Origin of the sequence: Paraburkholderia sp. BR10936 (assembly GCF_040965735.1) — a bacterium.
Lineage (GTDB): Bacteria > Pseudomonadota > Gammaproteobacteria > Burkholderiales > Burkholderiaceae > Paraburkholderia > Paraburkholderia nodosa_A.
Window position 1 is genome coordinate 140,330 of the sequence record NZ_JBFRCM010000010.1, and the last position, 14,294, is coordinate 154,623.

Here is a 14,294-nt window from a genome sequence, read left to right on the forward strand (position 1 = left end):
CGGCGCTCTCGTCGCATCGGAAGGCGCGAGAGCGGCTCGTTCGCCGGTTGCTGCTATGACGCTGCCGCGCGCTTCGCTTGTCGATCTCGGCGTAATACGCAGTCATCTCTCTTCCGCTATGTGATGGGGGGATTGCCCCAAGTCGCTAAAGGTTGCTGCCACAGCGGCCGTTAACGATTTCCGTGGCGCGTCCACATTCACTTAACGATCTCTAAAAATTCACCCTCGGCGCCGGTGTTAGATTGCAACCGGGAGGAGAGCCAATGAACAATCACGTCATTCGCTACAAGGGATACATCGTCGATTTCACGCCGTTTGATGTTGGCAACGGAGAATTCGGTCCGCGGTGGGCCATCGCAATGGACGATACTGTCTGGGCTGGCAGTGTCCCGTTGTCTAGTGGTCGTTTGATGCATCGCGGTACCTACGAAGAGGCAACAGCAATCGGGAAGCTGCAAGCTTTGCAAATGATTGACCTCGACTAATGCTGCGTGTCAGGTTACGCAACCATTGCGCTGCGTATTGATTTGATTGATCTCGTCGTCGTACTTGGCCATCTCTCTGCTGTTGTCTGGCAGGGATCCGGCAGCGCACGAATGTACTGAACGCTGCCTCGAAAATCCTTGGTCGTTTCCGACGCAAATGTGTGATTAACTTGCTCCCGCTCGCGCCCATGCGAGCGGCGCAGCAAGCGAAATCGGTGCAATGGTTCGGAGAATCATTGCCAGTCGTCGGGGACAGACTTTGGACAAAGTTGACGAGCTCACAACTGCCTACGAGGCTTGGGTTGCGGCACGCGAAGGATTGGCGCGTGATCTGCCGCCGCTGATCCTCGAAAACCCAAACGACGATTTGATACGCGCCCTGATCGCGCGCGAGGTCGCTACCCATCGCCAATTCGTTGCTGCGAAAGAGCGGGCAAACGGCATTACTTAGGCGACGGTTCGAAAGTGTTTCATGCCGGGCTCAGGCTGACGACCCAGGCCAGCTACGCGCACACTCAAAAGATTGCAGCGTCGCATGCGGGATCGCTTTCGCGACCAACCGCTCGCGCCGCTTCGACTTGAATTGCTTGCACCGGCGCTTAAACGGATTCCAGAAAGCAAAAAGCCCAGTTCATCGAACTGGGCTAAGTGCTTGAATTCTTTGGGGTGGCTGATGGGACTCGAACCCACGACGACAGGAATCACAATCCTGGACTCTACCAACTGAGCTACAGCCACCGCTGTTTTCTCAACTAGCGCTGCTTCGAAAGCGGCGTCAATCAAGAAGCAAGATTATATACATACTAAAGTTGCCTTGCCTAGCCCTTTATTCAAGAATTTCGTCCGGAACGCGCAGATATTCGCGGGCCTCGTCGAAGATCGCGAGATCTGCCTTCGCGAGCTTGCGGCTGTCCGAGAGGATGCGGCGCCAGCCGCGCGCGCCGGCCACGCCGCGGTAGAGGCCCAGCGCATGGCGCACGATCGCGCCCAGGTAAGTGCCGCGTGCGATTTCGCTCGCGCAGTACTCGATGAGCTTCGCTTCCACTTCCTCGCGCGTAAGCGCAGCATCGGTCGAGCCATAGAAGCGCGCATCGACGTCGGCGAGCACGTAGGGGTTGTGGTACGCCTCGCGGCCGAGCATCACGCCATCGACGTGCTGTAGATGCTGCTCGACTTCGTCGAGCGTCTTGATGCCGCCGTTGATGATGATTTCGAGCTGCGGGAAGTCGCGCTTGAGCTGGTATGCGTAGTCGTACTTGAGCGGCGGGATCTCGCGGTTTTCCTTCGGGCTCAAGCCCTTCAGGATCGCGTTGCGCGCGTGCACGATGAAAACCTCACAGCCCGCTTCGGCAATCGTGCCGACGAAGTCGCGCACGAACGCATAGTCCTCGACCGTATCCACGCCGATGCGGTGCTTGACCGTCACGGGTACCGATACGACATCGCGCATCGCCTTCACGCAGTCCGCCACCAGTTGCGGTTCGTTCATCAGGCATGCGCCGAACGCGCCGCGCTGCACGCGCTCGGACGGGCAGCCGCAGTTCAGGTTGATCTCGTCGTAGCCCCACTGTTCTCCGAGCTTCGCGGCGCGCGCGAGGTCGTCGGGTTCGCTGCCGCCCAGCTGAAGCGCGACCGGCGCCTCGGCCGGCGTGAACGCGAGATGGCGCGGCACGTCGCCGTGGATGAGGGCGCCCGTCGTCACCATCTCCGTATACAGCCACGTGTGCCGGGAGATGAAGCGATGCAGCGAACGGCAGTGGCGATCGGTCCAGTCCATCATCGGCGCGACGGAAACGCGGCGGGGGCTGGCTTGACGGGTGGCGGACATGGCGATGGGAAACCGGGAAGTAACGGCTGACGTGGGATCAACCTTGCATTTTAACGCATGCGGGCCTGGCTCTTCGTACCCTTTGCGCACTGCGCCAATTTGCGGGATACCTAAGCAGGATGTGCGCCCGATGGCCATTTTCGGCCGAAAAACCCTATCTGCGTTATGTAATCCGTCCGCAATTTGCTGCGTCGCGCAAATTTTTTTGAGAGCACTTTTAGGGTCTGTTCGGCGCTCAGCCCCGTCAGATCTGCCTGACAGGATTGTTGTGGAACGGAGAATAGTAAATTCGGATTATCGCGATTATTTTCCGATAGTAGGTGTATACACTGAGTTTCGTTGACGCAGCTCGTGGGCACTGACCTCCCAGGCGCGGCGCCTTCCCGATCCGCAACTGAACCTGATATTGGAGTCCACCATGAAGACCAAACTCATCGCAGCGCTGCTGGTCGCAGCTACCGCTTCTGTTGCCGCTCCGGCGTTCGCCAGCGGCTACGGCCCGGCACCGTTCTATCGCCCGGACGTCGGCGCGCCCGCTTCGCAGCGTGGCCAGAGCGTCCAGACCGTGGCCGCCGAACGCGTCCAGGAACAAGGCGCCCAAACGGCTTACGGCGGTGTCGCCGGCTCGGCTTCGCAGTCGGGCAGCCACGCAAAGGCCACGGGCCCGCAATCGGTTTTCTTCGGCCAGTAAGTCGCGCCGAAGTTTCCGATTCGTTGCTGAGCCGCCCGTGAGTCGGGCGGCCTGAAAGCCGGATGTCGTTGCGACGTCCGGCTTTTTGCTTTTCTGCGGCCGTTCTGTTTCTTTCCCGTGCGCCGCTCAGGAAGCGGCGCGCAGGCGCTTGTCGATCGCTTCGCGAATGCGATCGAAGGCCGCGTCGAAGGCGTTGTCCTGGGTCGGAAAGCGGCCAGCGGCGATGCCGTCGACCGGCACGTTGGCGTTTTCGGCGTCTGTGAGGCTCTGGATGATCTGCGTCGAGACGTAAAAACCGGCTTCGTGATCGCCGTCCACGCCGGCTGTCATGTCGAAACCCATATATTCGTAGCTGCGTCGGTTTTCCATGCCGATTTCTCCTGGTAGGCGCACGTGCGGATTCTGGCACGTCTGTCGCCGAGCGGCGCCGCGACCGCCGCGGCGCATTGCGCCACTTGCGGAAGCATGCGGTCGTATTCTGCAACTCCTGAAAAATTTCCCGCGTCGTGGTAGTTTCAGCGCTCCCCAACCGAACTGATGGACAACGTTTCCATGGAATACCGCACACTCGGCGAGACCGACGTCAAGGTGAGCCTGATCGGGCTCGGCACGATGACGTGGGGCGAGCAGAACACGGAGCGCGAGGCGCATGCGCAGATCGACTACGCGCTCGACCAGGGCGTCACGCTGATCGATGCCGCTGAAATGTACCCCGTGCCGCCGCGCCCGGAGACACAGGGACAGACCGAGCGCTTCATCGGAACGTGGCTCGCGCAGCATCGCGCGGCGCGCGAGCGTATCGTGCTCGCCACCAAGATTGCAGGCCCGGCGCGCCAGCCGCACAATCCGCAGCACATTCGCGGGCCGCAGAACCAGTTCGACCGCAAGAACCTGACCGAAGCGCTCGACGGCAGCCTGAAGCGCCTGCAGACGGACTACGTCGACCTGTATCAGCTGCACTGGCCCGATCGCAGCACGATGACGTTCGGCCGCAGCATGTACCCGTATCTCGACGATGCATACACGGTGCCGATCGAGGAAACGCTCAGCGTGCTCGCCGATTTCGTGAAGGCGGGCAAGATCCGCCATATCGGCGTGTCGAACGAAACGCCGTGGGGCGTCGCGCAGTTCCTGCGTGCGGCCGAAAAGCTCGGGCTGCCGCGCATCGTCAGCATCCAGAATCCGTACAGCCTGCTCAACCGGACGTTCGAGAGCGGCCTGTCCGAATTCGCGCACCGCGAAGCCGTGGGCCTGCTCGCGTATTCGCCGCTCGCGTTCGGCTGGCTTTCGGGCAAGTACGAGGGCGGGGCGCGTCCCGAAGGCGCGCGCATCACGCGGTTCGAGCGCTTCAAGCGCTACAGCAAGCCGGAATCGGTGGCCGCAACGACGCGTTACGTGGAACTCGCCCGCGCCCATGGCTACACGCCTGCGCAGTTCGCGCTCGCGTTCGTCAACAGCCGGCCGTTCCTCACCAGCAATCTGATCGGCGCGACCTCGCTCGAGCAGTTGAAGGAAAACATCGCCAGCGCCGACGTCAAGCTCACCCCCGAAGTGCTCGCGCAGATCGACGCGCTGCACGAGCAGCAGCCGAATCCGGCCCCTTAAAGGGAAAGCGGCAAACCGCGCTGTCCCTCACCGGGCCGCGCGGCGTCGCGTGAGGCGCCAACGCAGCAAAGGCGTTGGCGATTCGCAAGGCATACACTACGATCCAGCATGCGCCGCCGGGGCGCCATCACGCCTCGCGTGACGGCGCCCCGTCGGCCGTTCATACGCTCAATCCCGGAGAATTTTTACAATGACGAGCGCACGTCCAGCGCAATCGCCCCCGTCTTACGGCTGGCCCATTTTTATTTTGCTGGCGGTGGCCGGCCTCTTCTACGTGAAGTGGTTCCCGTACTATCACCGCGCATTTACCGCCGAGGAGACGCACTCCATCGGCAAATCGATCCTGATGGGCGGCGCGGCCACCGCCCCCGATCCCTCGTTCTCCGCCGCGCTCGATTACGCCTACGCCTATGGCAAGGCGATCTGGCAGGCCATGGTGCTCGGCCTGCTGCTCGGTTCCGGCGTGCAGGCGCTCCTGCCCGTGCAATGGGTCGCGCGCGTGCTTGGCCGACGCGGCTTCGGCAGCGTCGCGGCGGGCGGCCTGCTCGCCGTGCCCGGCATGATGTGCACCTGCTGCGCCGCGCCCGTGGTCGTGGGCCTGCGCGCGCGCAATGCGTCGGCTGGTGGCGCGATTGCGTTCTGGCTCGGCAACTCCGTGCTCAATCCCGCGACGCTCGTGTTCATGGGCTTCGTGCTCGGCTGGCAGTGGAGTGCGCTGCGTCTCACGCTGGGCCTGCTGATGGTGTTCGGCCTCGGCTGGGTCTGCAACCGGCTCGTGACGCCCGAGGAATCGCGTGCCGCCGACGATCGCCTCGCGCAACTCGCCCAGCAGCAGGCCGAAGGCGGCAACGTCTTCGTGCGCTGGGCGCGCATCTTTGCGCGCATGGCCGTGCGGCTGGTGCCGGAATACATCGTGCTGGTGCTGTTGCTTGGCGCCGCTCGCGCATGGCTGTTCCCGCATATCGGCCCGGAAGTCACGAGCGGCCTTGGGTGGATCGTCACGTTCGCCGTGGTCGGCATGCTGTTCGTGATCCCTACGGCCGGCGAGGTGCCGATCATCCAGGCGATGCTGGCGCTCGGCATGGGTGTGGGTCCAGCGGGCGCGCTGCTGATGACGCTGCCACCCGTGAGCGTGCCGTCGTTCGCGATGCTGGCGGGCTCGTTCCGGCCGCGCATGCTCGCGGTCGTGGGCACGACGGTGGTGTTCTTCGGCATCGCCGCCGGGCTCGCGGCGGTGGCGCTAGGCTTCTAGGGACGCCGGGACGAGGCAGGCGCCATGCGTTCAGCGTTGGCATTCTTGTAATACGCGGGCGGTTCGCCGTCCGCCACGGAGCGGGCCGCGGCCCGAAAACCAGCATGGCAAAGCAAAAAACCAATCCGAAACTCGAGCAGGCGCTCACGCGCGGCGATCTCGCCATTCGCCAGGCCAATTCGGCACGCGCCACGGCGGTGCTTCGTGCACTCGGCAAGATGATCGTCGAGGCTTCGGCCACCATCGGCGTCGAGGCGGATACTTCGATCCCCGACGGCGATCGCATCTACGACCCGGCCGACGGTCTCTGGCCGCAGTCGCTGCTGGTCTCGCTCGATGGCCCGGTGGAGGAGTCGGATCCCGAAGAGATCCGCACGGTGCGCTTGCTCGCCCAGACCCAATCGACGATGTTCCGCGTGGAATGGCATCGCGCCGACGGCAAGGTCGGCCGCCAGGAAGGCGGCCCGTTCGCGACGGTCGCGTTTATTTCGGACGTCGATATTCCCTGGGGCGACGACGAGGACTGAACGCCGCGCTATGGGGTGTCAGCGCATCATGCGCCGGCGGAACAGCACGGATGCGATCGCGAACGGCACCACTACGTAGATCGCGAGCACGAGCAGGTGCAGGCCGGCCTGCTCGACAGGCCGGTCGAGCATGGCGGGGCGGATCAACGCAACGGCATGCGCGAGCGGTAGCATCAACGTGATGTGCTGCGCGGCGGCGGGCAGTTGCGCGATCGGAAAGAACACGCCGGAGAGCAGCAGCATCGGCGTGAGCACGAGCGTCTGATAGAACATGAAGAAGTCGTAGGACGGTGCGAGCGCGGTGACGATCATCGCGCAGCTCGCGAACGCGAGGCCCGCGAGCGCGATCACGGGCAGCGCGAGCAGCATGGAAGGAAAGCTCGCGTAGCCGAGCAGGCCCGCCACCACCATGATCGCCACGCCCGATAGCATCGACTTGCTCGCGGCCCACATCACCTCGCCGAGCACCACGTCGCCGAGCGTGAGCGGCGTGTGCATGATCGCTTCCCAAGTGCGCTGCACGTGCATGCGCGAGAAGCCCGAGTACATCGACTCGAAGCTCGCCGACATCATCACCGAAGACGACACCGTGCCTGCCGCGAGAAACGCGATGTACGAGACGCCGTCGACGTGCCCGACCATCAGCCCGAGCCCGAAGCCCAGACCGAAGAGATAGATCATCGGATCGGCGAGATTGCCGAACATCGACGCGAGGGCGAGCTTGCGCCAGACCAGATAGTTGCGCCGCCACACGGCCATCCAGTGCGTCGCGTTCGAAGGCAGCGCAGCGCGCGGCTCGCGCACGCTCGCATGTTCGGGGCGCGAGGGCGTCGGGTTGTTGGTGCGTGTCTGCATGGTGTCCTTGGCGATTCGTACGCGGGCGTTGATCCTGCCGCCGTTAATCCTGCATCTCGCGGCCCGTGAGCCGCAGGAACACGTCTTCGAGATTCGCGGGCCGGTGCAGATAGCGCAAATCAGAGCGATGGCGCAGCTTCGCATGGACAGGCGCAGGGTCGTCGACATAACAGAACAGCGTCTCGCCGCTGATCTCGGTGCGCTTCGCGTCGGCCGCAAGTTCATCGCGCAACGCGACCGGGTCCGGTCCGTACACCTCGATCACATCGCAGCCGATCTCCGATTCGATCAGCGCCTTGGGTGCGCCCTCGGCGATCTTGCGGCCTTCCTCGATCACGCAGACCCGATTGCAAAGCCGTTCGGCCTCCTCCATGAAATGCGTGGTGAGGAGAATCGTTTTGCCGCGCGCGAGCAGCGAGCGCAGCCGCTCCCAGATCAGATGCCGTGCCTGTGGATCGAGGCCCGTAGTGGGCTCGTCCATCACAAGCACGTCCGGGTCGTTCACGAGCGCGCGCGCGAGTGTGAGACGTCGGCGCATGCCGCCTGAGAGTTCGCCCACGCGTGCGTCGGCCTTGCTTTCGAGGCGCGCGAATTCGAGCAACGGCGCGACGAGGTCGCGCGTTTCGCGCGCAGACAAGCCGAAGTAGCGGCCGAACACGAGCAGGTTCTCGCGCACGGTGAAGTCGGGGTCGAGATTGTCGAACTGCGGCACCACCCCCACGCGCTGGCGGGCGTGGCGCGCGCGCGCCGGCACCGGCTCGCCGCACAGGCTGATGCGACCCGCATCGGGCGAAACGATGCCGAGCAGCATGCGCAGTGTCGTGGTTTTTCCCGCGCCGTTCGGGCCGAGCAGTCCGAAGCACTCGCCGGGAACGACGTCGAACGACAGGCCGTTGACGACCGTCCTGTCTCCATAATGTTTGATGACCTGCTCGAATTCGATGGCGGGTGCGGGCATGGACCGGTTGAACGTGAGTCGATCGGGCATCGCGCGAGTCGCTCGAAGTACCGAACGAAAAATCGCACGAAACGAGGCGGCCCATTTTAGTGCATTGCTGCGCGGCGGGTCGGGCGTCGCTCACAGGTGTTTTGACGACGCACGAGGTAAATGCATGTCGCGGCAAGCATCCAGCACTGTGCAAGATGCGTGCGCCGATTGAGACGTGCCTGGCGTTTTTCGATGCACACCTGGCGTTTTCCAGCCCTTGCGTGTGGAATTGCGGCGCACCATCATGAGAATCGCACAGCCTGCAAATCACGCGGGCGGGGAGAAGCGATCATGGCGAGCTATAAAAAAATTCTGCTCTGTTACGACGGCTCGCGCGAAGGCCGCAAGGCGCTGCGGTGCGGCGCCGATCTTGCACTCGATCTGCAGGCCGAGACGCACTTGCTCTCGGTCGTCGACATGCGTTCGACGATCGCCCAGAGCGCCGGCCTGTTGACCGACGTGGCCTGCGGCCGCTTCGAGGAAACGGCGCGCGAGATTCTTCAGGAAGGCGTGGACTGGCTAACCGAGCGCGGCGTGCGCGCTCAGGGGCATTTCGCGTTCGGTCATCCGATCGACGAAATCGCGAATCTGGCCAACGAGCTGAATGCCGACCTCGTGGTGGTGGGCCACCGCTGCCGCACAGGGCTCTCGCGTTGGTGGATGGGCGCCGGCAACACGCCGCTGCTCGACCGCGTTTCGTGCAGCATTCTCGTGGCGTGTTCGTCGGCGGCTGAGGAAAAGCAGCAGCAAGCCGCCGCGTAGGGGATCAAGCGGGCCGGCTCGCCTGGAACCGGCCTGTTAGCGCTGCCACTGCCGATCTATCTCAGTTCGAGACGTTTCCTTCGCTTAGCTCGACCGCCGAGAGCTTCCACGAGAAGAGCCCGTGACGCTGCAGAATGGCGGCGTAGTGCTCGCCCGTACTGCCGCGGTCCCACGTGAGCGCGAACTCATTGAGGCCGCGATAGCCCGCCGTGGTCACCGGCCGCGCCTCGGGCGCGGGGGTGCCGGATACGGCCGGGGCCGGTGGCGCGGCGGAGGCGGGTGCCGATTGCGGCGGCTCTGCCGATTGCGCGGATGGCGCGCCGGATTCCGCTGGCGGCGGCGCGTGTGGCCGGTCGCCGGGCTTGCCCGTCGGCGGCATGCCATCGAGCAGGGCGGCCACGCCTTCCGGTGTGGCGTAGGCATCCACGAGCGGACTAATCAGTGCCGCGCCAATTACGGCGCCGAGGATCAGCAACGGATTGCTGCTGTGCTGCCCCTCGACGCGCCGGTGCAGCATCTCGCCCACCTGCTGTTTCAGGCTCAGGCGCAGCGCAGGGTAATCGACGTATTCGTTGAGCGCGACGGCGTCACGCGCGTCGGCCGCGGCTTTCATGTGTTTCACCGCGATATAGGGCGACGCATAGGCGTAGCCGATCGCGGCAACGACCATTGCGACGGCGACCGTGATCGCAACGGGCTTTTTCCAGCCTTGGGTCTTGCGCGGGGTAGAGAGAGATTCCGTCATCGGCATAGGGCAAATCGTTTAAACACGGTGTTGACCGCAAACCGGGCTAAACGATCCCGCCCGTAACCTCTTCTCACATTTGTGCAGCGTTGCTGCTTACTTCGCGAGTGCCGCGGGCAGGTCGCTGTGCTGCTCGGCGATGCAGCGGTCGATTGCGCGGCAAACCGCGTCGACCGTGCCGACGAGGATGAGCCGCGACGGACCCTGATAGACGCGCACGGGCGCGCGGCGCATGGGCTGTTCGGTGTTGAGCGTGCTGTTGAGCGACACGCGCGCAAACGCCGGCTGTGCCGAGGGCAGCACGGGCAGGTCGGCTGCGCTGGCCGCCACCATCTCAGGCGAGTCTTCGAAGAGCGAACCGCTCAGTGCGGCAGCCGAATCGCGGACTTCGCGGACCGCGCACGAGGCGATTCCACGGAGATGGCGAAGGCGGCCGAATTGGCGGAAGGGCAGCAGGCGGGCAAGACGTTCCATGACTCTCTCCAGGTATGCGCAGATGGTGCGCAAACAATGTGCAAACCGCGCTCAGACGGATTCCTTAGAATTCGGTGGGGCGGATCAGCCCGACCGCGATGCCTTCGAGCGCGAATTCCGCGCTGCCGGCCTCGACGAAAATATTGTCGTAATCGGGGTTCTCGGCGATCAGCTCGAGCCCGTTCGGACGGCGCTTCAGGCGCTTGACGGTCACGTCGTCGCCGAGGCGCGCCACGATGATCTGGCCGTCTTTCGCTTCGGCCTTTTTCTGCACGGCGAGCAGGTCGCCGTCGAGGATGCCGGCGTCGCGCATGGAAAGGCCGCGCACCTTCAACAGGTAGTCGGGGCGGCTCGAGAAGAGCGCCGGGTCGCACATGTAGTTCTGCGAGATGTGCTCCTGCGCGAGGATCGGGCTACCCGCAGCGACGCGGCCGACGAGCGGCAGCGAGAGTTGCATGATGCTCGGGTGCGGGAGCGTGAACTGGTGCGGCAGGTCGTCGGGCCCCGGCACGAGGCGGATGCCGCGCGAGGCGCCCGCAGCCAGTTCGATCACGCCCTTGCGCGCCAGCGCACGCAGATGCTCCTCCGCGGAGTTGGCGGAGCTGAAGCCGAGTTCCGCCGCGATCTCGGCGCGCGTGGGCGGAAAGCCCGTGCGCTCGATGGCCCGGCGAACCAGATCGAAAACCTGCTGCTGTCGTGCGGTGAGTTTGGTCATGGCGCCACTGTATGTTTGAACAGGTAACTGTATTTTTATACAGTACTCGCCACTTTTCAAGTGTTACTTGAAATTCATCGACTGAACGTTGCCATCAGGCCGTTTTCCCGTGTTTGCGCGGATGAAACCGCGCTCCAACAGCGACTTCCTCTGTCCTTACCACTTTTGCGTATTAAAAAATAAGAAAACATCATTTTTAATAATGTAAGGGGATCGCTAGACTGGCCTCCATCGTTAGCTGCAGTTTCATCAATGAGCGCAAACGAGCACACACGAGAACGGAGAACAGATAGATGGGCACGACACATACGGGGCGCGCGGGCTGGCTGAAAACACTGGCGGCAAAACTGGTCATCGGCGTTGCGCCGCTCGTCGGCGTCACGGCGATGGCGGCTATGGTGCCGCTGGCCGCTCACGCGGATACATCGCTGCTCAACGTCTCCTACGATCCGACGCGCGAGCTGTACCAGGACATCAACGAAGCCTTCATCAAGCAGTGGAAGGCGAAGACGGGCGAAACGCTCACCATCAAACAGTCGCATGGCGGCTCGGGCGCACAGGCGCGCTCGGTGCTCGACGGTCTGCAGGCCGACGTCGCGACGCTCGCGCTGGCATGGGACATCGACGCACTCGCCAACAAGGGCATCGTCGCGAAGGACTGGCAAAAGCGCCTGCCCGACAACGCCTCGCCATACACGTCGACCATCGTGTTCCTCGTGCGCAAGGGCAACCCCAGGCACATCAAGGACTGGGACGATCTGACCAAGCCGGGTGTCTCGATCGTCACGCCGAATCCGAAGACCTCGGGCGGCGCGCGCTGGAACTATCTCGCGGCGTGGGCGTATGCGCTGCACCAGCCGGGCGGCGACGAGCAGAAGGCGAAGGACTTCGTCACGAAGCTCTACAAGAACGCGGGCGTGCTCGACTCGGGCGCGCGGGGAGCCACGACGAGCTTCGTGCAGCGCGGCATCGGCGATGTGCTGATCGCATGGGAAAACGAAGCATTTCTCTCGCTCAAGGAGTTCGGCCCGGACAAGTTCGAGATCGTGGTGCCTTCGGTGAGCATTCTGGCTGAGCCGCCGGTTGCCGTGGTGGACAAGGTCGTCGACAAGAAGGGCACGCGCAAGGAGGCCGAAGCCTACCTGCAGTTCCTCTATAGCGAAGAGGGCCAGGAGATCGCCGCGAAGAACTTCTACCGTCCGCGTTCGGACAAGGTCCCGGCGGCGCTCACGGCGAAGTTTCCGAAGCTTAAGCTCTACACGGTCGACGACACGTTCGGCGGCTGGCCCAACGCGCAGAAGACGCATTTCGCGGATGGCGGCGTGTTCGATTCGATCTATCAGCCGCAGTAAAGCTGTCGAGCAGTCAAGCAGCAGGCGGTCAAGCAGTAAGCGGTCCGCATAACGACGTGACCGCATAACAACGAAGCGCGCCTACGGGCGCGCTTTTCGGCGCGAATCTGCAACGCACGAATCGCGCAACCCATGTCTGGACGATGAGCATGACAACGTTTCGATTGCGCAAGCCCAGTGCGCTGCCTGGCTTCGGTTTGACGCTTGGCATCACGGTGGCCTATCTGAGCCTCGTGGTGCTCATTCCGCTTGCCGCCACCTTTCTCAAGACGGCGACACTCGACTGGAGCCAGTTCGTGCGCGCCGTGTGGTCGCCGCGCGTGATCGCGTCGTACCGGCTCACGTTCACCGCCGCGCTCGGCGGGGCGCTGATCAACGCGGTATTCGGCTTCCTGCTCGCGTGGGTGCTCGTGCGCTATAGGTTTCCGTTCAAACGGGTGATCGATGCGCTCGTCGATCTGCCGTTCGCGCTCCCGACTTCCGTGGCGGGCATTTCGCTCGCCGCCGTGTATGCCGGCAATGGCTGGATCGGCCAGTTCCTGCAGCCGCTCGGTCTGAAGATCGCCTTCACGCCGCTCGGCGTGCTCGTGGCGCTGACCTTCATCGGCTTGCCGTTCGTCGTGCGCACGGTGCAGCCGGTGCTCGAGGACTTCGAGCGCGAACAGGAAGAGGCCGCTGCGTGCCTCGGCGCCTCGCGCTGGCTCACGTTCCGCCGTGTCGTGCTGCCCGCGGTGCTGCCGGCGCTCCTCACGGGTTTCGCGCTCGCGTTCGCGCGTGCGCTGGGCGAGTACGGCTCGGTCATCTTCATCGCCGGCAACGTGCCGATGAAGTCGGAGATCACGTCGCTGCTCATCATCACCAAGCTCGAGCAGTACGACTATGCGGGCGCAACGGCGCTTGCCGTGATGATGCTCTGCGTCTCGTTCGTCATGCTGCTGCTCATCAATTCGCTGCAGTGGTATTTGCAGCGCCGCACGAGCCGGGGTGTAACGGCCGGCAGCGCGCCGAGTGCCGTGGTGGGCGCAACCGTCGCGGGAGGTGCGCAATGAGCACGCTGCCGCAACAACGAAGCACGCGCCGGCCGGACCCGGTCACCGAATCACCGTGGGTGCGCTGGCTGCTGACCGGCATTGCGCTCGCGTTTCTCGCGCTGTTTCTCGTGGTGCCGCTCGTCGCGGTGTTCTGGCAGGCGCTGTCGAAGGGTATCGGCTTCTACTTCACGTCGCTCGTCGATCCCGACGCGCTCTCCGCGATCAAGCTCACGCTCATCACCGCGGCGATCGCGGTGCCGTTGAATCTGGGCTTCGGCCTCGCGGCGTCGTGGGCGATCGCGAAGTTCGAGTTTCGCGGCAAGGCGCTGCTCACCACGCTGATCGACCTGCCGTTTTCAGTTTCGCCCGTGATTTCAGGTCTCATCTACGTGCTGCTGTTCGGCGCGCAGGGCTGGCTCGGGCCGTGGCTCGAAGACCGCAACGTGCAGATCATCTTCGCGGTGCCGGGTATCGTGCTCGCCACCATCTTCGTGACGTTCCCGTTCGTCGCGCGCGAGCTGATTCCGCTGATGCAGGCGCAGGGCAACGACGAAGAAGAGGCCGCCCACGTGCTGGGCGCCTCGGGCTGGCAGATGTTCCGCCGCGTGACGCTGCCCAATATCCGCTGGGGTCTGCTGTACGGCGTGATTCTCTGCAACGCGCGCGCCATGGGCGAGTTCGGCGCGGTGTCGGTGGTGTCGGGTCATATTCGCGGCCAGACCGACACGATGCCGCTGCACGTCGAGATTCTTTACAACGAGTACAACTTCGCGGCGGCGTTCGCCGTGGCATCGCTGCTCGCGTTGCTCGCGCTCGTCACGCTCGGCCTGAAGCTGCTCGCGGAGCGCCGCCTTTCGGCGGAACTGCGCGGCGCGGACGAGATTCCCGCCTACGCCGGCCCGCAACCCGTGGCCGTGCAACATGTTTCACAACACGCAGCGCCTCGCGCCGTGCGCCAACCGATTCAAGTAGGGGAGCAGTAAA

General features: G+C 63.9%; 17 protein-coding genes and 1 tRNA gene. 10 read left to right on the forward strand and 8 right to left on the reverse strand.

Annotated features, from left to right (window positions below):
- Nucleotides 1-263 precede the first annotated feature (263 nt).
- A complete protein-coding gene (locus AB4Y36_RS21525; RefSeq protein ID WP_069267557.1) occupies nt 264-485 on the forward strand; it encodes a hypothetical protein in 222 nt (73 codons plus the stop codon).
- Nucleotides 486-744: 259 nt separating this feature from the next.
- Nucleotides 745-936 (forward strand): hypothetical protein, encoded by a 192-nt coding sequence (locus tag AB4Y36_RS21530; protein ID WP_141710819.1) that lies wholly within the window; start codon nt 745-747, stop codon nt 934-936.
- 211 nt (nt 937-1,147) lie between these two features.
- On the opposite strand, the gene AB4Y36_RS21535 is transcribed toward AB4Y36_RS21530, so the two are convergent.
- Nucleotides 1,148-1,223: transfer RNA gene (locus tag AB4Y36_RS21535), tRNA-His, on the reverse strand.
- Nucleotides 1,224-1,311: 88 nt separating this feature from the next.
- A complete protein-coding gene (gene dusA, locus AB4Y36_RS21540) occupies nt 1,312-2,313 on the reverse strand; it encodes a tRNA dihydrouridine(20/20a) synthase DusA (protein ID WP_368616194.1) in 1,002 nt (333 codons plus the stop codon).
- A gap of 418 nt (nt 2,314-2,731) precedes the next feature.
- Here dusA and AB4Y36_RS21545 point away from each other — a divergent pair, with 418 nt between their 5' ends.
- On the forward strand, nt 2,732-3,004 hold the full coding sequence (locus AB4Y36_RS21545; protein WP_028204875.1) for a hypothetical protein: 273 nt from the start codon (nt 2,732-2,734) through the stop codon (nt 3,002-3,004).
- 126 nt (nt 3,005-3,130) lie between these two features.
- Here AB4Y36_RS21545 and AB4Y36_RS21550 read toward each other — a convergent pair whose 3' ends face one another.
- The gene (locus AB4Y36_RS21550; protein WP_342945658.1) at nt 3,131-3,373 is read right to left on the reverse strand and encodes a hypothetical protein; all 243 of its coding nucleotides are present in this window, start codon (nt 3,371-3,373) and stop codon (nt 3,131-3,133) included.
- A 183-nt stretch (nt 3,374-3,556) separates the two neighbouring features.
- Between AB4Y36_RS21550 and AB4Y36_RS21555 the strand changes: the two genes are divergently transcribed.
- From AB4Y36_RS21555 to AB4Y36_RS21565, 3 genes are all read left to right on the forward strand, one after another.
- Nucleotides 3,557-4,609 carry an NADP(H)-dependent aldo-keto reductase gene (locus tag AB4Y36_RS21555; RefSeq protein ID WP_069267612.1) on the forward strand — a complete coding sequence of 351 codons (1,053 nt, stop codon included), beginning with the start codon at nt 3,557-3,559 and terminating at the stop codon, nt 4,607-4,609.
- 190 nt (nt 4,610-4,799) lie between these two features.
- Complete coding sequence (locus AB4Y36_RS21560) at nt 4,800-5,861, forward strand: permease (RefSeq protein WP_069267553.1); 1,062 nt, start codon at nt 4,800-4,802, stop codon at nt 5,859-5,861.
- A gap of 104 nt (nt 5,862-5,965) precedes the next feature.
- Nucleotides 5,966-6,388 carry a hypothetical protein gene (locus tag AB4Y36_RS21565; protein WP_042268617.1) on the forward strand — a complete coding sequence of 141 codons (423 nt, stop codon included), beginning with the start codon at nt 5,966-5,968 and terminating at the stop codon, nt 6,386-6,388.
- Nucleotides 6,389-6,406: 18 nt separating this feature from the next.
- Here the strand turns inward: AB4Y36_RS21565 and AB4Y36_RS21570 are convergent, their stop codons facing one another.
- Nucleotides 6,407-7,243 (reverse strand): ABC transporter permease, encoded by an 837-nt coding sequence (locus AB4Y36_RS21570; RefSeq protein WP_133184261.1) that lies wholly within the window; start codon nt 7,241-7,243, stop codon nt 6,407-6,409.
- A 43-nt stretch (nt 7,244-7,286) separates the two neighbouring features.
- Nucleotides 7,287-8,201: a nodulation factor ABC transporter ATP-binding protein NodI gene (gene nodI, locus AB4Y36_RS21575; protein ID WP_368684087.1), complete on the reverse strand. Its 915-nt coding sequence runs from the start codon at nt 8,199-8,201 to the stop codon at nt 7,287-7,289.
- 321 nt (nt 8,202-8,522) lie between these two features.
- On the opposite strand from nodI, the gene AB4Y36_RS21580 reads away from it, so the two are divergent.
- Nucleotides 8,523-8,993: a universal stress protein gene (locus AB4Y36_RS21580; RefSeq protein WP_069267551.1), complete on the forward strand. Its 471-nt coding sequence runs from the start codon at nt 8,523-8,525 to the stop codon at nt 8,991-8,993.
- 61 nt (nt 8,994-9,054) lie between these two features.
- Here the strand turns inward: AB4Y36_RS21580 and AB4Y36_RS21585 are convergent, their stop codons facing one another.
- The 3 genes from AB4Y36_RS21585 to lexA form a co-directional block, all read right to left on the reverse strand.
- A complete protein-coding gene (locus AB4Y36_RS21585; RefSeq protein ID WP_342945661.1) occupies nt 9,055-9,738 on the reverse strand; it encodes a DUF2939 domain-containing protein in 684 nt (227 codons plus the stop codon).
- 96 nt (nt 9,739-9,834) lie between these two features.
- Nucleotides 9,835-10,212: a hypothetical protein gene (locus AB4Y36_RS21590; protein WP_368604199.1), complete on the reverse strand. Its 378-nt coding sequence runs from the start codon at nt 10,210-10,212 to the stop codon at nt 9,835-9,837.
- Nucleotides 10,213-10,276: 64 nt separating this feature from the next.
- Entirely contained in the window at nt 10,277-10,927 is a 651-nt protein-coding gene (gene lexA / locus AB4Y36_RS21595; protein WP_042268621.1) for a transcriptional repressor LexA, read from the reverse strand.
- A 293-nt stretch (nt 10,928-11,220) separates the two neighbouring features.
- Between lexA and AB4Y36_RS21600 the strand changes: the two genes are divergently transcribed.
- The 3 genes from AB4Y36_RS21600 (at nt 11,221) to cysW (ending at nt 14,293) form a co-directional block, all read left to right on the forward strand.
- On the forward strand, nt 11,221-12,279 hold the full coding sequence (locus tag AB4Y36_RS21600) for a sulfate ABC transporter substrate-binding protein (protein WP_342945662.1): 1,059 nt from the start codon (nt 11,221-11,223) through the stop codon (nt 12,277-12,279).
- Nucleotides 12,280-12,428: 149 nt separating this feature from the next.
- Nucleotides 12,429-13,328: a sulfate ABC transporter permease subunit CysT gene (cysT, locus tag AB4Y36_RS21605; RefSeq protein WP_368616197.1), complete on the forward strand. Its 900-nt coding sequence runs from the start codon at nt 12,429-12,431 to the stop codon at nt 13,326-13,328.
- Complete coding sequence (gene cysW, locus AB4Y36_RS21610; protein ID WP_069267548.1) at nt 13,325-14,293, forward strand: sulfate ABC transporter permease subunit CysW; 969 nt, start codon at nt 13,325-13,327, stop codon at nt 14,291-14,293. The genes cysT and cysW overlap by 4 nt, the downstream gene beginning before the upstream one ends.
- The last annotated feature ends 1 nt before the right edge of the window (nt 14,294 follow it).